Source organism: Rhizobium sp. BR 250, assembly GCF_047445855.1.
In the GTDB taxonomy this organism is placed as follows: Bacteria; Pseudomonadota; Alphaproteobacteria; order Rhizobiales; family Rhizobiaceae; genus Agrobacterium; species Agrobacterium tumefaciens_I.
This window is the reverse complement of the sequence record NZ_JARWKW010000013.1, coordinates 129,124-151,382: the sequence shown is the minus strand read 5'-3', so window position 1 is coordinate 151,382 and position 22,259 is coordinate 129,124. Positions and strand designations below refer to the sequence as shown.

Genomic DNA, 22,259 nt, shown 5'->3' with positions numbered 1-22,259 from the left:
TTGATGCAGCAGAGGCCTGAAGTCCTTGAGGGATATGCCCCTTTTCGGGAATACAAGACCTGGTTTCAAGTGACGGGAAACCTGAATTCCGATAAGGTGCCGCTGATCGTGGCCCATGGTGGCCCCGGCTGCACCCATGATTACGTGCTGTCTTTCGCAGACATTGCGCAGAGTGGCCGTTGCGTCATTCATTATGACCAGATCGGAAATGGCCGCTCGACTCACCTGCGCGATGTGCCCAAGGGTTTCTGGTCCGTCGATCTGTTTCTCGATGAACTGGACAATCTGCTGCGCCACCTGGGCATCGGGCAGCGCTATAATCTGCTTGGACAGTCATGGGGTGGAATGCTGGCAGCGGAACATGCGGTCCGGCGCCCGGAGGGGCTCAATGCCCTCGTCATTGCGTCCTCACCATCCTCCATGCCGGTCTGGGTGGCCGAGGCGCTGAGATTGCGCAAGGCCCTACCGCTCGACGTGCAGGAGATGCTTGCACGCCACGAGGCGGACGGCACCTATGATCATCCGGACTATCAGGCGGCAAGCGATGTCTTCTATCGGCGTCATGTGTGCCGCCTCGACCCCTGGCCCGACGATGTGGTGCGAACCTTCCGGGCGCTGGCGGAAGACCCCACCGTCTATCATGCGATGAACGGACCGACGGAGTTCCACGTCATCGGAACGCTGAAGAACTGGACCGTGGATGACCGGCTTCACCGTGTTGCCGTACCGACGCTCGTCATGTCCGGTTATCATGACGAAGCGACGCAGGCCTGCGTTGAGCCCTTCGTGCAACTCATTCCGAATGCGCAGCAGATCGTGATGCCGAACTCCGCGCATATGTGTCATCTGGAGGAGCGCGCCGATACCATGGCTGCCGTTGAAGGATTTCTGAGCCAACACGACCTGAGGGTTTCCGCATGACCACCGCCACCCGTTTTGCCGCCATCCAGATGTGCAGCACCGCAGATGTCGCATCGAATAACCGCGCCATTGAAGGGTTCGTCCGTGAGGCGGCCGGGCTGGGAGCGACTATTGTCAGTCTGCCGGAAGCCGCCAATATCCTGTTGAAGGATAATATGCAGTATGCCGGTACCTGCGTTGCCGAAGATGACGATACGACCCTGGCGCTTTGCCGCCGACTGGCCGCCGAACTGCGAATATGGCTGCACGACGGTTCGCTTCTGATCAGAACGGAAGACGGTACGCGCATCTGGAACCGCACCCACGTCATCTCTCCCACGGGAGACATCGTTGCGCGTTACGACAAGCTGCACACCTTCGACGTGAAGCTCGGCGATGGGCATGATTTCCGGGAATCACGGGCCGTGCAGCCGGGCGAGGGCCCGCCTGTCGTTGTCGATCTCGGCGCCTCAAATGTCAGGCTCGGATTGTCGATCTGCTATGATGTGCGGTTTGCCGCGCTCTTCCGGATGCTGGCCACCGCGGGTGCAAATGTGCTGATGATCCCGGCATCCTTCTCGCCTGTTACCGGGCCGGCGCATTGGGAAACTCTCCTGCGGGCGCGTGCGATCGAAACCGGAAGCTATGTCGTTGCTGCGGCTCAGTGCGGTACGCGGGATGGTGTGCATACGCATGGTCATGCCATGATTGTCTCTCCGTTCGGAGAGGTTATTTCTTCACTGGGTGAAGAGCCCGGTGTCATTGTCGCAGATATCGATCCGGCTGAGGTGGAGGAAACCCGCCGTCGTTTGCCCGGTCTCACCCAGGGCCGGGATCTGCGGCCGACAATGACCGTGTTTGCTGGAAGTCTCTCATGACGGCGTCGCTTTATCAGGTCAACCCGCCCGCAGCGCCGCTTTCATCTGATCTTGTCGACCTGATGTCGCGGACTGAAACGGCAACCATCGGCCATATCCTGCATGATGGTTTCTGTGATCCGGCTCTGGCCCCGGTGGTTACCGGCAAGCGTGTGGCCGGCACGGCGTTCACGGTTCGCATTCCGGGCATGGACTCGGCGACATTGCATTATGCGCTGTCCATGGTTCGCCCCGGGGATATCCTCATCATTGATCGCGCTGGCGATGATACGCATGCCTGCTGGGGCGGAGTGGTCACCCTCGCGGCCAAGCTGGCCGGCGTTGCCGCCGCCGTCATCGATGGGCGAGCGACCGATTTTGCCGAGATACGCAGTCACGATATGCCCGTCTGGTGTCGTGGAACCTCGTCGAAAACGACGAAATTCGTCGGCCTCGGTGGTGCCATCAACATCCCGGTCAGCGTCGGCGGAATATCGGTGATGCCAGGCGATGGCGTTCTCTGTGACGAAAATGGCGTCGTGCTGCTGAAACCGGAACAGATCATGCCGATCTGTTCGCGCGCAATTGCCATGCAAGAGAACGAGGCATCCGTTATTGCACGCCTGCGGCGCGGTGAGCGCCTCTGCGATATTTCCGGGGCAACCACCATGGTCGAAGGTCGCTAGAATATGAGCAACGGCACCCGCCTCAGTTTCCGCAAACAAAATTGGCGCCAATTTTGTTTGCCTTATTGGTTTGAGAAGTTCAGATTGCTTGGGCCAACAGGAGCAAGAACGACGTGACGTTTTCGACGAGCCCGATCCATGCGTTTACCGACGGTGAGCCGCGTTTCGGTTTCCTGTTTTCTCCGGCAGGCGCTCCTGTTGAGAAAGGGGCCGATCCGAGCGCGGCCAAGGCGCCTCTGGTCATTGTCGCTCACGGCTCCGATCGCGATGCAGCCGGCATGCTCGAGGCCATGCGCGAAGGGCTTGGGGGGAGGGCGGTCTCCATTCTTGCACCTCTCTTTGCCTCCGAGATCGACGGAGAGGATCATTCCGACGGTTATAAATTCCTGGTGTCGGCCGGTATCGATTATATTTCGGTGACGAAATCCATGATTGCCGCAGCCTCGCGGCTGGGCGGAGGTTTTGGCAGCGTCTATCTCTTCGGATTTTCGGGCGGTGCGCAGTTTGCCCATCGATATGCGCTGTTTTGTGCATCGGAACTGTCAGGGCTTGTTGTCGCCTCACCCGGAAACGTGACGCTGCTTGATGAAACGCTCGAATGGTGGCCGGGGCTTGGCGGCGCTGCCGCGGCGATTGGCCGTGCAACCGATATTGCTTCGCTACGCAAGCTTCCGGTCGGGATCATCATCGGATCGGAAGACCGGGCAGGCGGCCTCGTCGCGCGGCCCGCCGGTGCCCCGCATGGATCCCTTTACGAAGGCGTGGCCGGGGCCAGTCGTCTGGAGCGTGCGCACAGCCTGAGCCAAAGCTTCCGGAGCCACGATATTCAGACCGTTCTCCATGAAATCGAGGGTGTGGGTCATGAACTCAGGCCCGTCACCTTGAAAGCCGCGGAGTTGATCGCGCGATGGATCGATGCCGGGGAATGCCAGACATCGCTGATAAAAAAAGGGGAATGAAGCCGTGAAATACAGATATCTTCTGACTGCCGCCGTCATACTCACCGCCGGTGCCGTCAAGGCGCAGGATGTGCCGGCGGGTTATCCTGCCAGCTATTCCAAACTCGTTGCGGAGGCGAAAGCCGAGGGCAGCCTGCGCATCTACACGAACCTCAGCGAAGACAATATCGCGCCGGTTATCAAGGCTTTCAACAAGGCCTATCCGGACATCAAGGTCGGGAGCCTGGAAATGGGACCTTCCGAAGCCTTTTCCCGCTATCGTGCCGAGGTGGGGAGCGGTGTTGAATCTGCCGATCTCCTGATCTCCAGCACGATCGTCGACTGGATGAGCGCGATCAAGGATGGCCTTTTAACCGACTATAATTCGCCGGAACGGGAAAGACTGCCCGAATGGAGCTATCCGCACGCCGGCCTTTATACATTCTCCGCTGACCCCATGGTGACCATCTACAACAAGCTGACGGTTCCGGCGGAGCTTCAGGTCGACAGCATGGAGGCCTATTTCGCCAATATCTCCGCGCATCCGGAGGTGTTTTCCGGCAAGATCGGGACCTATGACGGCCGTTATGCCTTCGGTGGTGCGCTCAATTACGCCCTGGTGGAGCGATATGGCGACAAGGCCTGGGGCTGGTTCGAAAAGGCTGGCCCATCCATCAAGCCCGGCGGCGGTGCGGGTGGCATGATCGAGCGCACGTTGAGCGGAGAACTCTCTTCGGCCTATTTTGTCTCCGGGCCGGTGGTGTTCAGCAAGATCGCCGACGGGCTTGGTGACATCATCGGCTGGAATTTCCCGAAGGATGGCACCGTCATTTTTCCGCGCGGCATGGGCATAACCGCCAAGGCTGCGCACCCGGCCGCGGCCAAGGTTTTCCTTGATTTCCTTCTCTCCGAGGCAGGCCAGGCGGCGGTTGCCGCCGGAAAGCTCACGCCATATCGCCCCGGCTTTGTCGCGGAGGGAGACCTGTCCTATTCGCTGGACGAGGTGGCCAAGGCCGTGGGCGGAAAACAGAACCTGCTGATGATCAGCTACGACCGAAAGATGATCGATGGCAATGCGGCCTTTTCGGCCCGCTGGGGCGCTGCTTTCAAAATGTGATTGACGGTCCGGCGTGATGTCGCGCCGGACCCTGACAAAAGGATGTACAATCATGGGCCGCAGCCCTCGTATTTCTTCGGCGATCCCTCAAGGGGAGGCGCCGTCAACCTTGCCGGACTACTCACGGCTCATTCAGCTGCTGATCTTCGTCGTGACGGCGATCCTCATGCTGGCGCCGGCAATTCCCATCGCCGTTCAGGTTTTTATCGATCGGCCGCTTTATTCCGAAGGCTGGGTCTTTACCTTCGCCAATTTAGGCAAGCTCTTCGGGTCTGAGCAGCTCGTTTCGGTTCTTGGCACAACGGCTGTCTTCGCCGTGATCACCGTCGTCATCGCGCAGGTCGGCGGCGTGGCGGCCGCCCTGCTCCTCGGGCGCACCGATCTTCCCGGCAGACAATGGATAGGCGGCGTCCTGATGTGGCCGCTTTACCTTTCCCACCTGATCTTCGGCATGGGGTGGGTCATCATGTATGGTCCGTCCGGATTTGTGACCCAATGGCTCGCGCGCATGCTGGGCGGGGCACCCTGGAACCTCTATTCCCTGACGGGTATGGGGATTGTCGCTGGCGTGTCGCAGATTCCGCTCGCCTATCTCTATTGTCTTTATGGCGCCGTTCGATCCGTCGACCCCGCGCTTGAACATGCGGCGCGCACGGTCGGTGCCCGTCCCTTGAATGTCCTGGCGCGCGTGACCCTACCGTTGATGATCCCCTCGATCATAACGTCCGCCGCGCTCAACCTCATCATTGCGGTCGAAACGCTGTCCATCCCGCTTTTTCTCGGCGGACCTGCACGGATCGAAACGCTGTCGACATTCCTCTATCATCAGGGCATTGCGGCAAGCGACCCGGACCATGGTCTGATTGCGGCCTCCTCCCTGCTTCTCGTCGTGCTCGTGGCGGCGACACTGTTTGTCCAGCGGTTGCTGCTGCAGAACAGCCATCGCTACGAGACGGTGAAAGGCAAGGGCAGCCGTCCGGCTCTCCTGAGGCTCGGCAGCTTGAAGTGGCCGATTGTCGTCATCGTGGCACTGCTGGCTTTCTTCCTCGTCATCGTGCCGGTCTTCGGTGTTGTTCTGCGCGCATTCACCACCTTCCTTTCGCCGCTCGTCGCACCCTGGACCACGTTGACGTTGAAGAATTTCAATACGTTGCTGGCTTCGGAGGCTTTCGTCCGGGCGATCCGCAACACCTTCTTCGTGTCTTTCTTTTCCGCGTCGGCGGGAACGATACTGGCGGTGATGGTGGCGTTGCTCATTCAGCGGTCGGACTTTCCGTTCAAACGCACGCTGGAGACGCTTGCCTATTCGCCACGCGTCATCCCCGGCCTCATCACCGGACTGGGTATCTTCTACGCGACCGTCATCTTCGCACCGTTGGGCTGGCTGCGTGGCAGCCTGTGGATACTCGTCCTCGCTTACGTCATGGCGACGCTGCCGCTCGCGCTCGGCGCCATACAGCCCGCCGTCATCCAGATCAGCGCGGATCTCGACAAGGCGGCGCGCACGGTGGGGGCGAACTGGTTCAGTTCGATGCGCATCGTCATGGTGCCCCTTCTGCGATCGGCCATGCTGGGCAGCTTCGTGCTGTTGTTCATCTTCCACCTCAAGTCCTACATCATCGCCATTTTCCTCATCGTTCCCGGGCTGGAAGTGATGGGCGTGACGATGCTCAGCCTCTGGACAAATGGTGATGTCGGTGTAACCGCCGCCTTTGCAACGCTTCAGATGGTTCTCATTGCTCTCTTCCTCGTCGCGACGCGGCTCGTTTTCCGGGTAAAACTCTATGACTGATCTCGTCCTTTCCGATCTCACCCGCAGCTATGGCGCCATCAACGCCATAGACAACATCAACATCACGGTCGGCGCCGGAGAGTTTCTCACCCTGCTTGGTCCGTCAGGCTGCGGCAAATCCACGACGCTTGCGGCGATCGCCGGCCTCGATCAGCCGACTCATGGCCGCATCAGCTTTGCGGGCCGCACATTATTCGATGCCGTTACGGGAATTGCGCTTCCGCCCGAGGCACGGGGGTTTGGCGTCGTTTTTCAGTCCTACGCGCTCTGGCCCCACATGACGGTGGAAGACAATGTCGGCCTCTCTCTCAAGCTGCGGAAGGTCGAGGCGTCCGAGCGAAACCGGCGGGTAGGCGAGGCGCTCGAACTTGTCGGACTGACCGCCTATGCAAAACGTTATCCCGGCGAATTGTCCGGTGGGCAGCAGCAGCGTGTGGCCCTGGCGCGCGCGGTGGTGTTCCGCCCGGCACTGCTTCTGCTGGACGAGCCACTGTCCAATCTGGATGCCCAGCTTCGTCAGGAAGCACGCGTCTGGCTGAAGAGCATTCAACGCGAGCTTGGCCTGACCGCGATCTATGTCACCCATGATCAGGAAGAGGCGCTATCGATGAGCGACCGGATCGTGGTGATGCGCGGAGGCCATATCATTCAGATGGGCACCCCGCAGGATATTTATGAAAGGCCTGTACATCCCTTCTCGGCGAGTTTCATCGGCAGTGCCAATCTGATTGCGGGCGGGTCTGTTTCGGAGGTTTCCGAGAAACAGGCGGTCATCACGTTCGGGGACGGGCAGGCCATTCGTGGAGTTGCGCCATTGCCGCTCCAGTCGGGCAGCCCGGCTGTCGTTGCGGTGCGGCCCCAGAATATCCGGCTGGCCGAGGTGCCAGATGCAAATCGCCTTCTCGTTCACTTCGGTCCCGCGAATTATCTCGGCGACCGTTTTGAGCAGGAAGCCTTTCTCGGAGAATGCCGTCTTCGTCTTCAGGCAATCCGGCCGGCGCCTGAAGGACAAGGTAGTATCTGGATCGATCGGGCGAATGCGCTTATTTTCCCGCCGGATGAACGCGCGAAAGACAAGACCTGATGAACAGCGGCAAGGACAGAGATTTGGATAGGCCGGAAACGGCGAAACCGGCCGAAGTGGTACGCCCGCTTACCGAGCGTATCCGTTCGGATGTTCTGGTGGGCACCTATCGCCCCGGTGAGTGGTTGCGGCAGGTTGATCTGCAGGAGACCTACGGTGTAACCCGGGCGCAGATACGCCGGTCGCTGGACGACCTGGTGCTGATGGGCATGGCGGAGCATGTGCCCAATCGCGGTATCCGCCTGGTGATGCCGAGTACCGAGGCACGGTCGCAGATTTCGGAGATCCGCACCATTCTGGAGCGGGAAGCGGCGCTCCTCATGGTCAAGGATATACGATCGAGTGATATCGAGAAAATCGCCTCGGCGGCGGCGGCTTTCGAACAGGCCATCGAAGTGGGGTCGTATGTGGAACTACGACGCCTCAACCACGAATTTCACAGGACCATGAATGCCTCGCTTGCCAACACGATGATGGCGAACCTGCTCAATGACCTGAGGGAACGCGATCTGCCGGGTTCCTGGTCGGGCTGGGTCAGCACGAGCACTCTGAAAGCCTCGTCGGATGATCATTTCGACATGGTGGAGGCGTTGCGCAGGCGCGACGGTCCGCAGCTCGCGGAAATCGTTGGTCGACACATTAACCGCTGGCGTGCGCATGCGGCCGAGGCATAGGAGAACGCGCTCCGGCCCGCCAGGCAATATCTATTGCAATATTCCGTAGTGGGCGGCGCGGGCAATCGCCTGCGCCCTGTTGCGTGCTCCGAGCTTTCGCATGGCTGACTGGAGATGCATCACAACAGTCGAGATCGAGCGGTCCAGCGCATATGCCACCTGCTTGTCCGACATGCCCTCCGCGCAAAGGCGGACACATTCCGTTTCGCGCGGGGTCAGCCGCACGGCAACCGTTGCCAGGTCTTCCTGACTGGCTTCTGCCAACAGCTTTCCATGCAGTTTGTGGGCAAACAACATGAACTCCGCCACGAACAGGCTTTCCAGAACCTGCCTGTCCGGCGGTCGTCGCCAGAAACCGGTTACCGTGGCGCAGCCTTTTGATGGGGTCTGAACCGGTACGGTCAATCCGCGCGCCATTTCGGAGTCCCGGAGATAGTTCGCGACCGCCCCCTGGGCCGTGGGTGTCAGAACCGATGGTTCGTCGAAATGATAAGACCAATAGAGTGGCTGGATTGATCTGAGCGCCAGAATCTGGACCGGGTCTGAAAGATAGAGCCCTCCGTCAAACCACATGGATTCCATATCTTTGGGCATGTTGCGCATACCGACGATGGTCGGAGGCACCACTTGTCCATCGGGCGTGAACGGTACGGGCGTATAGTCGTAAATCAGGCCTTCAAGCCCGAATGCAGTAGCCTCCACCATGGCACTGTCGAAAAAACCGTCCAGGTTCTGTGGCTGATTGCTTCGTCTTCTGCCTTGATCCTGAAGCGCGCTTTTCATCCCGATTCCGCCGTTTGCCTAAACTCCACCCCTGATGATTTTATGCTGAAACTTTGAACCATCGCAATGAGCTTCGGCAACTCTTGCAGATCGAATGCGTAGGAATATTCATACGCCCGACAAGCTCCTTCGCATCAACACATATGCCTGCTGCCGACACCAAACGGTTCGGACATTCAGCCCCCGATGGATCGCGCCGCCTTATCGTTGGCATTGCGAAATCAAGGCTCAATCAATCTGCTTGCCGTGGAGCCCAATCAAGCTCACCCGCCGGCTTAAAATTTTCCCGCATCGGCCCGCATTTGGAAAATCCTGTCTGTTGGCGCCATATTCCATATTTTATTTATGGATTACATCTATTTTGGGGACGCACATGACAGAAGATATTTTCTCCGGGTTTAACCGCCGCAACCTCCTGAAACTGGCGGCGGTCACCGCTGCGGCCATCGGCACGCAGGCCGCTTCCGGTTCGAGGGCTTTCGCCGAGCAGGAGCTTTCCCTGAAGGGCAAGCGTATCGGCATCAGTGCCACGGGTACGGATCATTTCTTCGATCTGCAGGCCTATAATGCCCAGATCGAGGAAGTGAAGCGTCTCGGCGGTGAGCCGATCGCGGTTGACGCCAGCCGCAATGACGGCAAGCTGGTGTCGCAGCTCCAAACGTTGATCGCCCAGAAACCGGATGCGATCGTGCAGCTTCTGGGCACCTTGAGCGTCATCGATCCCTGGCTGAAAAAGGCGCGTGATGCGGGCATTCCCGTCTTCACCATCGATGTCGGCTCGACCAATTCGCTGAACAATGCCACATCCGACAATTGGGGCATCGGCAAGGATCTGGCGTTGCAGCTCGTTTCCGATATCGGAGGCGAAGGCAATATCGTCGTGTTCAACGGTTTTTACGGCGTGACGCCCTGCGCCATCCGTTATGACCAGCTCGTCAACGTCACGAAATATTTCCCCAAGGTGAAGATCATCCAGCCGGAACTGCGCGACGTCATTCCGAACACGGTGCAGGATGCCTTTACCCAGATCACCGCAATTCTGAGCAAATATCCGGAAAAGGGCTCGATCAAGGCGATCTGGTCGGCCTGGGATATTCCGCAGCTCGGGGCAACGCAGGCGCTGGTTGCGGCGGGCCGCACGGAAATCAAGACCTATGGTGTTGATGGCAGCCCAGAGGTTCTCCAGCTTGTGGCGGATCCCAATTCTCCCGCTGCGGCCGATGTCGCCCAGCAGCCAGCCGAACTCGGCAGAACGGCCATCCGCAATGTCGCGCGTTATCTGGCCGGCGAAACCCTTCCGCGCGAAACCTACGTACCGGCGCTCATCGCCAACAAGGGGAATGTCAGTGAGGTCTCCAAAAAGCTCGGCATTGGCTGAGGCGTGAACCCGCAAGGCGCGATGCAGCCGCTTCGCGCCTTCAGGCCCTGGTTCGGGATGATCTGAACCGCCGTGCATGGAGAATTTGCCGTGGCTGTCGCAACATATCCGGACCATCCGGTCGAGGCTCGCGAGACGGACGACATCATTCGTCTGCGCGATATTACCAAATCCTTTGGCGGTGCCCAGGCCTTGTCCGGTGCATCGCTTGCCGTGCGTCGCGGCACCGTTCACGGCCTCGTCGGCCAGAATGGCGCCGGCAAGTCGACCCTCATCAAGTTGCTGGCCGGCTTGCACGGGGCGGATGGCGGTTCAATCGAGATCGATGGACAATCCTACGATCGGTTGACGCCGCATCTCGTGGAAAAGCTCGGTATTCATTTCATCCATCAGGACCGGTTGCTGGTGCCGACATTCACGGTGGGCGAAGCGCTTTTTCTGGCGCGTGAACCGCGGATCAAAGGGACGCCGTTTCTTGACCGTACCCTGATGCGCCGTCGTGCCGCCGAGGTGCTTGTGCGCTATTTCGGTTTGCACCTGCCGAATTCAGCGCTGATTTCCGATCTTTCGGCAGCGGAAAAACAGATTATCCAGATCACGCGCGCGCTCATCGACAATCCCAAGGTGCTGGTGTTCGATGAACCCACCGCAGCCCTTGTGCGGCGGGAGGCGGAACTCCTGTTCTCGCTGATCCGGCGGCTGCGGGAGGACGGCATAACGGTGATCTATATCTCGCATTATCTGGGCGAGATCGTCGATATCTGCGACACGGTGACGGTTCTGCGCAACGGCCGCGATGTCGCAACCCTTTCTGTCGCCGATACATCGGCGGCTGAAATCGGCGCGCTGATGGTGAACCGCGATATCGCCGAATTTTACCCCAAGCCCCGGATCGTTCCGGGGGAGGATCTCCTGTCGGTGAAAGGTCTTTCGCTTGCCGACAGATACTCGGATGTCGGCTTCACGCTGAGAAAGGGCGAGGTGCTGGGCCTCGCCGGGTTGGTTGGTTCAGGCGCAAAAGAAGTCATCCGCACTCTTTTCGGGCTTGAGATGCCGTCGTCCGGGACCATTGAGGCGGGCGGCGAGACGATATCGGCCGCCAGCCCGGCACATGCGGCGGCGCGGCGGCTTGCGCTCGTTCCTGAAGATCGTCGTCGCGATGGTGTGGCGCTCGATCTCACCGTCGCTGAAAATACAACACTTGCCAGTCTCGGGCGCTTTTCCCGCCTGGGCTTTCTCAGGAAGACAGACGAACGGCGCCAGGCCGAAGATCTGATCAAGCGGTTGCAGATCAAAACGGAAGGTCCGGATGCGCTGGTCAGAACCCTCTCCGGTGGCAACCAGCAGAAGGTCGCAATCGCCAAATGGCTGAGCCGTCAGTCGGAAATCTATCTTCTCGATGAACCGTCGGTCGGCGTCGATATCGCCGCCAAGGTGGAGATTTATACGCTCATCGGCGAACTCGCGGCGCGTGGTGCCGGCGTCATCGTCCTGTCCTCCGATATCGAGGAGCTTCTGGGCATAACGGACCGGGTTCTGGTCTTTTTCCGCGGACGGATCACGCGCGAGTTCATTTCGAAAGACACGCGGCAGGAACAAATTCTATCGGAGGTCACAGGTGCTTCGGACGCCAATACTCACAGTCGCTGAAGCCGCGTCCACCGCGCCTCACGATCTGAATTTCCCGCAGCAGGCGCCTTTCCGGTTTTCGCGCGAAGGCAATATCCGTCGCAGGCTCGCGACCTTTGCCCTGCGAGGCGGCGCGCTTGCGGTTTTTGTCGCGGTTTTTGCCTTCTTTTCGCTTGCTGCCCCCTTTTTCCTGTCGGTGGGCAATATCGGCAACGTGCTGGCGCAATCGGCCATTGGCGGCGTTCTCGCCATCGGGCTGACGATCGTGATCATTGCCGGTGGTTCCAACGTGGTCACGGGGGGCATCGATCTGTCGCTGGCGGCAAATATGGGATTGAGCGCGGCGGTTTACGCAACCCTCACGCAGGCCGGTTATGGTGATGCCACGGCGGCTGCAGGAGCGCTTGCAACGGGGGCCGCAATCGGTGCCGTGAACGCACTCGCCGTCACGGTCGTCGGCATCGTGCCGCTTCTGGCGACGCTGGCGGTGATGAATGTCGTGGCCGGGCTCGAACTGGTTCTGACGCAGAATACCGTCATCCCGGCCTCTACCGAATTCCTCTCGGCCCTTTCCGCCACCGGTCCTGCTGGAATACCGGCGCTGGCCTATGTCCTCATCCTTTTTGCGGGGCTCGTGGCAGCGGTGGTGCAATATACCCCCTTGGGATTGCGGCTTTATGCCGTCGGCGAATTTCCCGAGGCGGCGAGGGCTGCCGGGCTGCCGGTAAAATCCTTCGTGGCTGGCGCATTCGTGACGAGCGGTCTGTTTGGCGGTTTCGCAGGCATATTGTCCGTGTCCTACCTTAGCGGCAGCACCACCGGCTCCGGTGAAATGCTTCTGCCCGTGGTGGTCACCGCGCTTCTCGGCTCTGTCTTTTCACGTCGCCTGGTGTCGACGGTGACCGGCACGCTGCTGTCGGCTCTTTTCGTCGGTTTCCTTGTCAACGGTTTCCAGCTTCTCAACATTTCCAGCACGCTGGTGAGCGGCGTCCAGGGTCTTCTGATCCTGCTCGTCGTGTCCGCCACGACCCTTTTGCGTCGGGAGAACCGCTAATATGTCGTCTGCTGCCATCGCCCCGGGCAATAAAGCTGTGCTCATCTCTGCCGTGCGAACGGTCGCACGCTTTGCGCTACCGTCGGCTCTGTTGATCGTTTTTGCCCTGTTCGCGAGCCTTGCGCCCGGATTTCTGACGACGACGAACCTCATCAGCGTGCTGGTCAATAATTTCGTGCTGCTGGCAATCGTCTCCATCGCCATGACTTTTGTCGTGGCCTCCGGCGGCATCGATCTTTCCGTCGGCGCCGCGATTGATTTTGCAAGTTTCGCATTCGTGTCGCTGGTTCTTGCGGGACAGCCAGTGGCAATTGCTGCGCTGGCGGGGCTTGCGGCCGGTGCGCTGGTCGGCATTTTTAATGCCATTCTCATTGCGGGCATCGGCATTTCGCCTTTCCTCGCCACGCTCGGCACCCTGTTCGTCGGCCGCAGCATCCAGCAATTGCTGACCAATGGCGGTAATCCCGTCTATCTGCCTCCCGCCGGTGTGCCCGAAGCCTTTCGGTTCCTCGGTCATGGCAATCTGTTCGGTGTTTCCGTTTCCTTGATTGTCGCCTTCGCCGTGGTCATCGCTGCCTGGAACATCCTGTCCGGCACGCGCTTCGGCCGCGTCGTCGTTTCCTCCGGAATCCAGGCCAGTGTCGTCCGCTATTCGGGCATCCGGCTTTCCGGTCATGTGGCGGTGGTCTATGTTCTGGCGGCAGCCGTCGCCGCCATTGCGGGGCTCATTATCACCTCGACGGTGACCGTCTACATCCCGTCATCCGGCAACGCCTTTCTGCTGAATGCGATCGGCGCAACCTTCATCGGCACGACGCTTGATCCAAGGGGACGACCGAACGTGCCCGGCACCGTTCTTGGTGTGCTGCTGCTCAGCATCGTCGCCAATGGTCTTCTGCTGTCAGGCCTGAATTTCTATTGGCAGCAGGTCGGTACGGGACTGCTGATCTTCCTTGTCCTCGCCATCGGCTTCGCCAATCGGAAGGCGACCGCACATGCATGAACCGCCCCGGAAGGGGCGGCGCGGGGATGGCGTTTTTGGATCACAGGCGCGAGACGGCCGGGCGAGAGGCCATTTCAGACCGCGGCACTCTTTGGTATCGCGCCGGCCGCTTCCGCCTCTTCCCGCTTGATCGCTTCAATGTCGCGATAACGGTTGGCCGGATGGTTGGTCGCCAGATAGTCGCCATCGCCGAAAAGCTTTTCCCGTAGTGTGCCCGGCTTGTATGCCGTGGGATAAACACCGCGTTTCTGGAGTTCAGGGACGATATAACCGACCACATCCTCGAAACTGTCGGGTGTCACCGCATAGGCGAGGTTGAAGCCGTCGACGTCAGTATCATCCACCCATTCCTGCAGGATATCGGCGATGCGCGAAGGAGAGCCGACGAAGACCGGCCCCATCCCGCCGATGCCGCCGAATTTCGCCAGTTCGTCGATTGTCCAGGATTTGTCGCCGCCGGCGATGTGCTCGACGAAGGAATGGATTGCATTGGTTTCGACCTTCCGCACCTGGTCCGTCGGTGCATATTGGCCGAAATCGATGCCACTCCAGCCCGACATGAAGACCAGAGAGCCGTCATAGGAAACGTAATCCCGGTATTCTTCGAACTTCTTCTGCGCCTTTTCGTCCGTCTCGTCGGTGATGATGGTGACCAGCGTGTAGATATAGACCTTCTTGGGGTCACGTCCGGCTTCGGCGACGCGTCGGCGGGTTTCCGCAACGTGCTGTTTGAGAACGGATTTGGTCGGGGCGGCGACGAAGATGCATTCAGCATGTTCGGCGGCAAAGGCCTTGCCGGGGCCTGAAGCGCCCGCCTGATAGAGAACGGGGGTGCGTTGCGGCGAGGGTTCACTCAGATGATAGCCCGGCACCTCGAAATATTTGCCCTTGTGACCGATCTCGTGAACCTTGGCGGGATCGGTGAAGATGCGTCGGTCACGGTCACGCAGCACCGCGCCTTCTTCCCAGCTTCCTTCGAAAAGCTTGTAGAGCACTTCGATATATTCGGCGGCCACTTCATAACGGTTGTCGTGACGGCGCAAGCCGCCCTGGCCGATATTCTTCGCCCCGCTCTCCAGATAGGAGGTGACGATATTCCAGCCGATCCGGCCTTTGCTATGGTGATCGGCGGTCGAAAGCCGGCGCGCAAATGTGTAGGGATGCTCAAACGAGGTGGAAGCGGTGATGCCGATGCCCAGATGTTCCGTCGCCAGCGCAATGGGGGCGGCAAGCTGCAGCGGATCGTTCACCGGTATCTGCGCGGCCTGATGCAGGGCGTGATAGTTCGAACCCTTGTAGACATCGTAATAACCGATGACATCGGCAATGAAGATACCGTCGAACACGCCGCGTTCCAGCGTGCGGGCCAGATCCTGCCAATAATCGAGATCCTTGTATTTCCAGGATTTATCGCGCGGATGCGCCCAAAGGCCCGGTGACTGATGCCCTACACAATTCATGTCGAAGGCGTTGAAGCGAATGGTCTTGCTCATGCTAAACTCCCAGATATGTCGGAGCCGAGGATAAAGGGGGCATGACGCGCGCGACAGTTTCTTGATGTTTTTTATAGACTAACTTGGAGAATAAAATTCCGCGCCGGGTGGAGCAGGCAACAGCCCTGTCCCGTCACCCCGGACACGTGCGACCGGCGCCACTGAATGAAACCGATGCCGGATGACAGGCGGCGCGGATGATTTTTTCGTTCCGCCCGCCAAAATTGGAAGTTCGTAAGGCTACTAAATCGACAAATGTTGTAGATTTTCTCCAGTCGCGAGGCGACAAGATCATGCGGATTGAGATGCCAGTAAACCGGAAGAATGCGATTGTCGCCATCATTGGCGGTGGGTTTAGCGGAGCAGCGCTTGCTGTTCACCTCCATCGCGCTGCCGCGCGGCTGGAAGGGGTGCGGATCGTCGTGTTCGAACCGAGGGAGACGCTGGGCGCCGGGCTTGCCTATTCCACGCCGGAGCCTGCCAACCGGATCAATGTGCCGGCCGGGCGCATGACGCTTTATCCCGACGATCCGGATAGTTTTGTCCGTTATATCGAGAAAACCAATGTGCTGGCGGAGGATGCGGCTGCGCTTCTGCCGGATGGTCAGGCCTATCCCCAGCGCCGTGTCTTCGGCGCCTATGTTGCCGCCGAGATGGCTCCCTTGCTGGAAGCGGGCATTGTCGAACATGAGCGCAGCCGTGTGGAACATGTGGCCCGCCACGGCGAGGGCTGGGAATTGCTTACCGCAGACGGCAACAGTCACGTCGCGGATATCGTGGTGGTGGCGACAAGCCATCCGCCGCCGGCCCTTCCGCAGGTGCTGCGACCGCTTGCCGGCCATCCGAAACTGGTGGCTGACTTGAATGCGGATGCCGCGCTGGACAACATCACCGCAGATGATCGCATTTTGATCGTCGGTAATGGCCTGACGGCGGCCGATGCATTTGCCGCACTGAAGCGCCGTGGCCATCACGCAGCGGTCGTCTCACTCTCACGCCGGGGCCTGCGGTCGCGTGGCCATCCCGCCGCGCCGCAGGAGCCCTATGGGGATTTTACCGATCCGCCGCTGGGAAGCGCCTCGGAATTGCTGCGGCGGATCCGTAAGGCTTTGCGCGCAGCGCAGGCAACCGGTGTTACCTGGCATGGCGTTCTGGATGCCGTGCGCCTGCAGGGGCGCGACATATGGCGCAATCTTCCCTTGAATGAACGGCGCAGGGTCGTGCGCTGGCTGCGTCCCTTCTGGGACGCGCATCGCTTCAGGATTGCGCCGCAGGTCGAGGCGCTTCTGGATGAAGCCGTCGTTTCTGGTGAGTTGCGGATTGTCGCCGGTTCGCTCGTATCAGCGCAGGATGACCGGAACGGTTCGCTGCTTGTCGATCTCAGGCTTCGTGGCCAAAAGGACATCGCGCGGATCGAGGTGGAGGCGATCATCGTCACCACCGGGCCTGCCCATGGCGGGATTCTGAAATCGCAGGCCTTTCTTTCCGGGCTGGAGCAGGCGGGTTTTCTGACACTCTGCCCGACCGGCCTCGGCATCCGTTGCGACGAGCGATCACGCGCCATCGACCGTCAGGGTCAGGCCGTCGAGACGCTGTTGATCGGTGGTCCTCTGGCTCGCGGAACCTTCGGAGAATTGATGGGCCTGCCACAGGTTACGGAACATGCGGTCTATGTGGCCGCAGAGATTGCGAGCAGCCTTGCATCGGCCGCGACGGAAAGCCGTCGCTGAACGGACAACACGAAAGGATATTCCAGATGGCGAAAACAGACGCTCCGCTTGATTTTTTATGGTTCATCCCGTCATCGGGCGATGGTTCCTATCTCGGTTCCGATGATCTGTCGCGACCTTCCGATCCCGGATATTTCCGGGAAATAGCCCAGGCGGCGGATCGGCTCGGTTACTCCGGCGTGCTCATTCCCACCGGCGTCGCCTGTGAGGAATCCTTCATTCTGGCGGCCAATCTCGCTGCTTTTACCGAGAAGCTCAAATTCCTCGTCGCCATCCGTCCGGGCGTTGCATCACCCGCCTATTATGCGCGGCTGGCTTCCACGCTCGATCGTGTTTCCCATGGCCGGCTGCTGCTTAACATCGTGGTTGGCGGCAGCGCGCAGGAACTGGCCGGCGACGGCATTTTCCTGCCGCATGACGAGCGTTACGATCACGCCGACGAGTTCTTTCAGGTCTTCAACTCACTGATCGAAACCGGCAAGGGGAATCTCGACGGCAAATATATCAAGGCGCTGGATGCCCGGCTTGGTCTGCCGCCGGTGCAGGAGCCGCGTCCGCCGATTTATTTCGGTGGCTCTTCCGATGCCGGCATCGAGTTTTCGGCCGGGATCACCGATAAATATCTGACCTGGGGCGAGCCGCCGGCACAGGTGGCGGAAAAAATCGCCAAGGTGCGTGCCGCTGCCGCAAAAAGGGGGCGGAAGGTTACCTTCGGCATCCGTCTGCATTTCATCGTGCGTGAAACGGACGAGGAGGCCTGGGCCGATGCCGACAGGCTGATTTCGAAGCTTTCCGATGAGACCATCGCTTCCGCTCAGGAGGTCTTCTCCAAGGCCTCGGACTCCGTCGGGCAGGCGAGGATGCAGGCCCTGCACAATGGCCGGCGCGACAAGCTGGAAGTTTCTCCCAATCTATGGGCGGGCATAGGGCTGGTTCGCTCGGGCGCAGGCACGGCACTTGTCGGTTCCCCGAAGACGGTCGCGGCGCGGCTCAGGGAATATCAGGAGCTCGGCATCGATACCGTCATTGCCTCCGGTTATCCGCATCTGGAGGAGGCCTATCGCCTGTCCGAGCTGCTGTTTCCGGAAATCGGCCTCGGCGGGCCGCGAAACGAGATTCGCTCTTCCTTCGGCGCGAAACAGGTGTTCGGCGGCGGCGGCCATGGCGGCAATGTGAAAGTCGCATCAGGTTCCTGAAGAAAATATCTGGCGGAAGAAACCTCTTCCGCCAGACATGAGGCTTAAGACGCCAAGCGTATTTTGGCCCGTTGATCCGCCGAGGCGCTCTTTCGTTTTTTTCGATATTCAGAGAAAAACCTTCTCTAATATAGAGCATAAAAAACATAGAATTACTGTTCTGCGCCGCGCCTTGTGCGATGCTCACGCCATCATTCACCGTGTTTGAGAGGCGTCCCATGGGCACGATTTCCGAGACCAAGATCGACTATAGTGTTCATCCGCGCGTCAATTCTGCGGACCCGATTGCGCCGCGTCCGCGGCCGGCGACCCCGGCGCATATCGTCTCGTCGGACGCGGAAGCGATAGAAATCGCGCAGCGGCTGGCGGAAAAATTCAGGGTCGGTGCGGCGCTGCGCGATCGCGAAGGCCTGTTGCCGATTGATGAGCTGGACGAATATTCCCAGAGCGGTCTCTGGAGCATCAACGTTCCCAAAGCCTATGGCGGGCCGGAAGTATCGTACGCCACGCTTGCCAGGGTCATCGCAACGATTGCGGCGGCCGATCCCGCCATTGCCCAGATCACCCAGAACCATCTGGCAATCGTCGCCACCGTCGATCTGGACGGCACGGAAGACCAGAAAAAACTGTTTTTCGGCTGGGCGCTTCAGGGTATTCGTTACGGCAACGCCTTCTCCGAGTTGAAGAGCAAGACCGTCGCCGATTTCGAGACGAAAGTGGCCCATGACGGCGACAGCGTGATCGTCAATGGCGAGAAATTTTATACGACCGGAGCCCTTCTCGCGCATATCGTGCCGATTGTCGCCCTAGATGAAACGGGGCAGGGATATCTCGTTTTCGCCGACCGTGACGCTCCGGGCCTGACGGTGACCAACAACTGGTCGAGCTTTGGCCAGCGCACCACGGCATCGGGATCGGTGAAGATCGAAAATGTCCGTGTTCCCAAGGAGAGGGCGGTAAAGGTCACCTCCTTCGATCACCCCACCATTGGCGGCCCGGTCTCGCAGATCATCCAGTCGGCAATCGATGTGGGCATTGCCCGCGGCACGATCGATGACACCATCGCCTTCATCGGCAAGCACAGCCGGCCATGGCTCGACAGCGGCAAGCAGACGGCGGGCGAAGATCTCTTCACCATTGCCGCCATCGGCGATCTGAAAATCCGTCTGCATGCAGCCGAGGCGCTTCTTGAAATTGCCGGTCACAGCATCGATGCCGCAAAGCGGAACACGACGCTGGAAACCGTTTCGGAAGCGACGATCAGGACCGGGGAATCGAAGGTTCTGACCACCGAAATCGCTATTCTGGCAACCAACAAACTGTTCGAACTTGCCGGCACCCGTTCGACACTTGCCGAACATGGGCTGGACCGGCATTGGCGAAACGCCCGCGTCCACACGCTGCACGATCCGGTGCGGTGGAAATATTTCCATGTCGGAAACTATTATCTGAACGGCGCACACCCCCCGCGCCATGCCTGGAATTGAGGCCGTTTCCATGACAACGACTGACCGGAAGCTGCATCGCGAGGCTGCGTTGACCTCGGGAAAACCTGCGCCGCATATCCCGCCGCGTCGGACGAAGGCTCACATCATAAAGGACGATGCCGAGGCTATTGCCGTTGCGCAGGAGCTTGCGCGCGGCTTCGCCGCCGGGGCGGCGGAACGCGACAGGGAGCGGCGGTTGCCGCTCGCCGAAATCGAGCGTTTTTCGCAAAGCGGATTGTGGGCCATTACCGTGCCGAAGGACTATGGCGGTGCCGGTGTTTCGGCCGTAACGCTGGCGGAAGTGACCGCGATCATTTCCGCCGCCGATGGCAGCATCGGGCAAATTCCGCAAAACCATTTCTACATGGTCGAGGCCTTGCGGTTGGCCGGCAGCGAGGAACAGAATCGGCATTATTTTAAGCGCATTCTCGACGGAGACCGGCTGGGCAATGCCTTCACCGAAATCGGTACAAAAACCCCGGTCGATTACAAGACGCACTTCGCCGAGCGGGATGGCAGGCTGCTGCTGAACGGACAGAAGTTCTATGCCACCGGTTCTCTGTTTGCCCACATCATCGTTGTCGTCGCCAAGGGGCCGGATGGGCGGGTGAATATCGTCTTTATCGACCGCGCAACGGCTGGGCTTTCGCTGGTCGACGACTGGACGTCCTTTGGCCAGCGCACGACAGGCAGCGGCACTGTCACCTTCGATGAGGTTGAAATCACACCGTTCCAGGTCGTGGATCACGATGTCGTCTTCGAGCGGCCGACACCCATGGGGCCTTTTGCGCAGATCATCCATGCCGCCGTTCAGGTCGGCATTGCACGCGGTGCTCTCGCGGAAACGATCTCCTATGTTCGCGCCCATGCTCGCCCGTTTTTCGAGCTGAGCATCGAGCACGGTTATGAAGACCCGCACACCATCCATGCTGTCGGAGACGTTTCCATCCGCGTGCATGCGGCCGACGCGCTTCTCGCAAGAGCCGGCCGCATCCTCGACAGTGCGAGTGCGGCACCGGACGAAAAATCGGTGGCAGCGGCCTCCATCGCGGTGGCGGAGGTCAAGTCGCTTGGTACGGAAGCCGCTCAACTTGCGTCTACGAAGCTCATAGAACTCGGCGGGGCGCGTTCCACGCTGGAAAGCTATGGGCTCGACCGTTACTGGCGCAATGCCAGAACGCATTCGCTGCATGATCCCGTCCGCTGGAAATATCACCATATCGGCAATTTCTATCTGAACGGCACGCTGCCGCCGCGTCACGGGGCCATCTAGCGTCCGGTTTCAAAATCACAAATCCCCTACCCAAACCGGCGATCACCGATCGCCGGACGACCATTCAACGCCATCAGGAAACAGAGACCATGACGTATCATCCAGATCCCAACCGCTATGAAGACGCCACCTTCCGCCGTGTCGGGCGCAGCGGCCTGAAACTGCCGGCGATTTCCTTCGGCCTCTGGCACAATTTCGGCGATACGACGCCGCTCGAAACGCAACGCTCCATTCTTTTCAAGGCTTTCGATCTCGGCATCACCCATTTCGACCTCGCCAATAATTACGGCCCGCCCGCCGGCAGCGCCGAGGTGAATTTCGGCCATATATTGAAACAGGATCTTGCCAATTACCGTGACGAACTGATCGTCTCCACGAAGGCCGGATGGGACATGTGGCCCGGCCCCTATGGACGCGGCGGCGGTTCCAAAAAAGCCCTGCTCTCCAGCCTCGATCAGAGCCTGACCCGGCTGGGGCTGGACTATGTCGATATTTTCTACTCGCATCGTTTCGATGCGGAAACGCCGCTTGAAGAAACCGCCGATGCGCTGGCGCAGGCCGTTCGTCAGGGCAAGGCGCTCTATGTTGGCGTGTCGTCCTATTCCGGCGTGAAGACGCGTGAAATTGCGGCGCTGCTGAAAGAGCGCGGCGTGCCGCTCCTCATCAACCAGCCTGCCTATAATCTCTTCAACCGCTGGGCCGAAAAGGACCTTCTGGATGCGACCGACGAGGTCGGTGCGGGTGTGATTGCCTTTACGCCGCTGGCGCAGGGATTGCTGACCAATAAATATCTGAACGGCGTGCCGCAGGATGCGCGCGTCAACCGTCCGGGCGGGGATTTCCTGCGGCCGGAGCATCTGAAGCAGGAGAATATCGATCGAGCCCGCGCTCTCAATGAGATTGCCAGAAACCGCGGGCAGTCGCTGGCGCAGCTCGCCATCGCCTGGGTGCTGCGCGACAAGCGCGTCACCTCGGCGCTGATTGGCGCAAGCTCCGCCAGACAGGTGGAGGAAAATGTCGCGGCGCTCAAGAACCCGTATTTCACGGCGGAAGAGCTGGTGGAAATCGATCGTTATGCCGTCGAAGGTGGCATCAATCTGTGGGAAAAACCGTCCCACGACGAAGTGGTCTGATGCATTCTGTCTTATCAAAAATCGCCCGGGTTTTCCCGGGCGATTTTTTCGT

Annotated in this window: 19 protein-coding genes; 17 read left to right on the top strand and 2 right to left on the bottom strand. The window is 59.7% G+C overall.

The annotated features are described in order from the left end of the window. The first annotated feature begins 3 nt into the window (after nucleotides 1-3). The 8 genes from QD336_RS20110 to QD336_RS20075 all read left to right on the top strand — a co-directional run bounded on the left by QD336_RS20110 (nucleotide 4) and on the right by QD336_RS20075 (nucleotide 8,048). Complete coding sequence (locus QD336_RS20110; protein ID WP_499171920.1) at nucleotides 4-921, top strand: proline iminopeptidase-family hydrolase; 918 nt, start codon at nucleotides 4-6, stop codon at nucleotides 919-921. After that, entirely contained in the window at nucleotides 918-1,778 is an 861-nt protein-coding gene (locus QD336_RS20105) for a carbon-nitrogen hydrolase family protein (RefSeq protein ID WP_499171919.1), read from the top strand. The genes QD336_RS20110 and QD336_RS20105 overlap by 4 nt, the downstream gene beginning before the upstream one ends. Next, the gene (locus QD336_RS20100) at nucleotides 1,775-2,443 is read left to right on the top strand and encodes an RraA family protein (protein WP_499171918.1); all 669 of its coding nucleotides are present in this window, start codon (nucleotides 1,775-1,777) and stop codon (nucleotides 2,441-2,443) included. Before QD336_RS20105 ends, QD336_RS20100 begins: the two co-directional genes overlap by 4 nt. Before the next feature lie 113 nt (nucleotides 2,444-2,556). Then, nucleotides 2,557-3,402 carry an alpha/beta fold hydrolase gene (locus QD336_RS20095; protein ID WP_499171917.1) on the top strand — a complete coding sequence of 282 codons (846 nt, stop codon included), beginning with the start codon at nucleotides 2,557-2,559 and terminating at the stop codon, nucleotides 3,400-3,402. Between the two features lie 4 nt (nucleotides 3,403-3,406). Then, nucleotides 3,407-4,498: an ABC transporter substrate-binding protein gene (locus QD336_RS20090; protein ID WP_499171916.1), complete on the top strand. Its 1,092-nt coding sequence runs from the start codon at nucleotides 3,407-3,409 to the stop codon at nucleotides 4,496-4,498. 52 nt (nucleotides 4,499-4,550) lie between these two features. Next, complete coding sequence (locus QD336_RS20085) at nucleotides 4,551-6,290, top strand: ABC transporter permease (RefSeq protein ID WP_499171915.1); 1,740 nt, start codon at nucleotides 4,551-4,553, stop codon at nucleotides 6,288-6,290. Further along, on the top strand, nucleotides 6,283-7,374 hold the full coding sequence (locus tag QD336_RS20080; RefSeq protein ID WP_499171914.1) for an ABC transporter ATP-binding protein: 1,092 nt from the start codon (nucleotides 6,283-6,285) through the stop codon (nucleotides 7,372-7,374). Before QD336_RS20085 ends, QD336_RS20080 begins: the two co-directional genes overlap by 8 nt. Before the next feature lie 23 nt (nucleotides 7,375-7,397). Further along, nucleotides 7,398-8,048, top strand: coding sequence for a GntR family transcriptional regulator (locus QD336_RS20075; RefSeq protein ID WP_269344650.1), 651 nt, complete (start codon nucleotides 7,398-7,400; stop codon nucleotides 8,046-8,048). 30 nt (nucleotides 8,049-8,078) lie between these two features. Here the strand turns inward: QD336_RS20075 and QD336_RS20070 are convergent, their stop codons facing one another. Further along, complete coding sequence (locus QD336_RS20070) at nucleotides 8,079-8,831, bottom strand: helix-turn-helix transcriptional regulator (RefSeq protein ID WP_499171912.1); 753 nt, start codon at nucleotides 8,829-8,831, stop codon at nucleotides 8,079-8,081. A 373-nt stretch (nucleotides 8,832-9,204) separates the two neighbouring features. On the opposite strand from QD336_RS20070, the gene QD336_RS20065 reads away from it, so the two are divergent. The 4 genes from QD336_RS20065 to QD336_RS20050 all read left to right on the top strand — a co-directional run bounded on the left by QD336_RS20065 (nucleotide 9,205) and on the right by QD336_RS20050 (nucleotide 13,895). Then, nucleotides 9,205-10,209 carry a sugar ABC transporter substrate-binding protein gene (locus tag QD336_RS20065; protein ID WP_499171911.1) on the top strand — a complete coding sequence of 335 codons (1,005 nt, stop codon included), beginning with the start codon at nucleotides 9,205-9,207 and terminating at the stop codon, nucleotides 10,207-10,209. A gap of 90 nt (nucleotides 10,210-10,299) precedes the next feature. Then, nucleotides 10,300-11,859 (top strand): sugar ABC transporter ATP-binding protein, encoded by a 1,560-nt coding sequence (locus QD336_RS20060; protein WP_499171909.1) that lies wholly within the window; start codon nucleotides 10,300-10,302, stop codon nucleotides 11,857-11,859. Nucleotides 11,860-11,884: 25 nt separating this feature from the next. After that, nucleotides 11,885-12,892 (top strand): ABC transporter permease, encoded by a 1,008-nt coding sequence (locus QD336_RS20055; RefSeq protein WP_499171977.1) that lies wholly within the window; start codon nucleotides 11,885-11,887, stop codon nucleotides 12,890-12,892. 1 nt (nucleotide 12,893) lies between these two features. Further along, the gene (locus QD336_RS20050; RefSeq protein ID WP_499171908.1) at nucleotides 12,894-13,895 is read left to right on the top strand and encodes an ABC transporter permease; all 1,002 of its coding nucleotides are present in this window, start codon (nucleotides 12,894-12,896) and stop codon (nucleotides 13,893-13,895) included. Nucleotides 13,896-13,969: 74 nt separating this feature from the next. On the opposite strand, the gene QD336_RS20045 is transcribed toward QD336_RS20050, so the two are convergent. After that, on the bottom strand, nucleotides 13,970-15,388 hold the full coding sequence (locus tag QD336_RS20045; protein ID WP_499171907.1) for an LLM class flavin-dependent oxidoreductase: 1,419 nt from the start codon (nucleotides 15,386-15,388) through the stop codon (nucleotides 13,970-13,972). A gap of 305 nt (nucleotides 15,389-15,693) precedes the next feature. On the opposite strand from QD336_RS20045, the gene QD336_RS20040 reads away from it, so the two are divergent. The 5 genes from QD336_RS20040 to mgrA all read left to right on the top strand — a co-directional run bounded on the left by QD336_RS20040 (nucleotide 15,694) and on the right by mgrA (nucleotide 22,207). Next, nucleotides 15,694-17,118: an FAD/NAD(P)-binding protein gene (locus QD336_RS20040; protein ID WP_499171906.1), complete on the top strand. Its 1,425-nt coding sequence runs from the start codon at nucleotides 15,694-15,696 to the stop codon at nucleotides 17,116-17,118. Between the two features lie 26 nt (nucleotides 17,119-17,144). Further along, the gene (gene ssuD, locus QD336_RS20035; protein ID WP_269344663.1) at nucleotides 17,145-18,314 is read left to right on the top strand and encodes an FMNH2-dependent alkanesulfonate monooxygenase; all 1,170 of its coding nucleotides are present in this window, start codon (nucleotides 17,145-17,147) and stop codon (nucleotides 18,312-18,314) included. 218 nt (nucleotides 18,315-18,532) lie between these two features. Further along, nucleotides 18,533-19,801: an SfnB family sulfur acquisition oxidoreductase gene (locus tag QD336_RS20030; protein ID WP_499171905.1), complete on the top strand. Its 1,269-nt coding sequence runs from the start codon at nucleotides 18,533-18,535 to the stop codon at nucleotides 19,799-19,801. Between the two features lie 10 nt (nucleotides 19,802-19,811). Further along, nucleotides 19,812-21,074 carry an SfnB family sulfur acquisition oxidoreductase gene (locus QD336_RS20025; RefSeq protein WP_499171904.1) on the top strand — a complete coding sequence of 421 codons (1,263 nt, stop codon included), beginning with the start codon at nucleotides 19,812-19,814 and terminating at the stop codon, nucleotides 21,072-21,074. Nucleotides 21,075-21,163: 89 nt separating this feature from the next. Beyond that, nucleotides 21,164-22,207, top strand: a complete 1,044-nt coding sequence (gene mgrA / locus QD336_RS20020) for an L-glyceraldehyde 3-phosphate reductase (RefSeq protein ID WP_499171903.1) — start codon at nucleotides 21,164-21,166, stop codon at nucleotides 22,205-22,207. Nucleotides 22,208-22,259 lie beyond the last annotated feature (52 nt).

What these genes read in the sequence shown, in the direction of transcription:
- QD336_RS20030 (WP_499171905.1), top strand. Translation starts at nt 18,533, where the DNA reads ATGGGCACGATTTCCGAGACCAAGATCGACTATAGTGTTCATCCGCGC.
- QD336_RS20080 (WP_499171914.1), top strand. Translation starts at nt 6,283, where the DNA reads ATGACTGATCTCGTCCTTTCCGATCTCACCCGCAGCTATGGCGCCATC.
- QD336_RS20040 (WP_499171906.1), top strand. Translation starts at nt 15,694, where the DNA reads ATGCCAGTAAACCGGAAGAATGCGATTGTCGCCATCATTGGCGGTGGG.
- QD336_RS20110 (WP_499171920.1), top strand. Translation starts at nt 4, where the DNA reads ATGCAGCAGAGGCCTGAAGTCCTTGAGGGATATGCCCCTTTTCGGGAA.
- QD336_RS20025 (WP_499171904.1), top strand. Translation starts at nt 19,812, where the DNA reads ATGACAACGACTGACCGGAAGCTGCATCGCGAGGCTGCGTTGACCTCG.
- QD336_RS20050 (WP_499171908.1), top strand. Translation starts at nt 12,894, where the DNA reads ATGTCGTCTGCTGCCATCGCCCCGGGCAATAAAGCTGTGCTCATCTCT.
- mgrA (WP_499171903.1), top strand. Translation starts at nt 21,164, where the DNA reads ATGACGTATCATCCAGATCCCAACCGCTATGAAGACGCCACCTTCCGC.
- QD336_RS20065 (WP_499171911.1), top strand. Translation starts at nt 9,205, where the DNA reads ATGACAGAAGATATTTTCTCCGGGTTTAACCGCCGCAACCTCCTGAAA.
- QD336_RS20105 (WP_499171919.1), top strand. Translation starts at nt 918, where the DNA reads ATGACCACCGCCACCCGTTTTGCCGCCATCCAGATGTGCAGCACCGCA.
- QD336_RS20085 (WP_499171915.1), top strand. Translation starts at nt 4,551, where the DNA reads ATGGGCCGCAGCCCTCGTATTTCTTCGGCGATCCCTCAAGGGGAGGCG.
- QD336_RS20070 (WP_499171912.1), bottom strand. Translation starts at nt 8,831, where the DNA reads ATGAAAAGCGCGCTTCAGGATCAAGGCAGAAGACGAAGCAATCAGCCA.
- ssuD (WP_269344663.1), top strand. Translation starts at nt 17,145, where the DNA reads ATGGCGAAAACAGACGCTCCGCTTGATTTTTTATGGTTCATCCCGTCA.
- QD336_RS20045 (WP_499171907.1), bottom strand. Translation starts at nt 15,388, where the DNA reads ATGAGCAAGACCATTCGCTTCAACGCCTTCGACATGAATTGTGTAGGG.
- QD336_RS20100 (WP_499171918.1), top strand. Translation starts at nt 1,775, where the DNA reads ATGACGGCGTCGCTTTATCAGGTCAACCCGCCCGCAGCGCCGCTTTCA.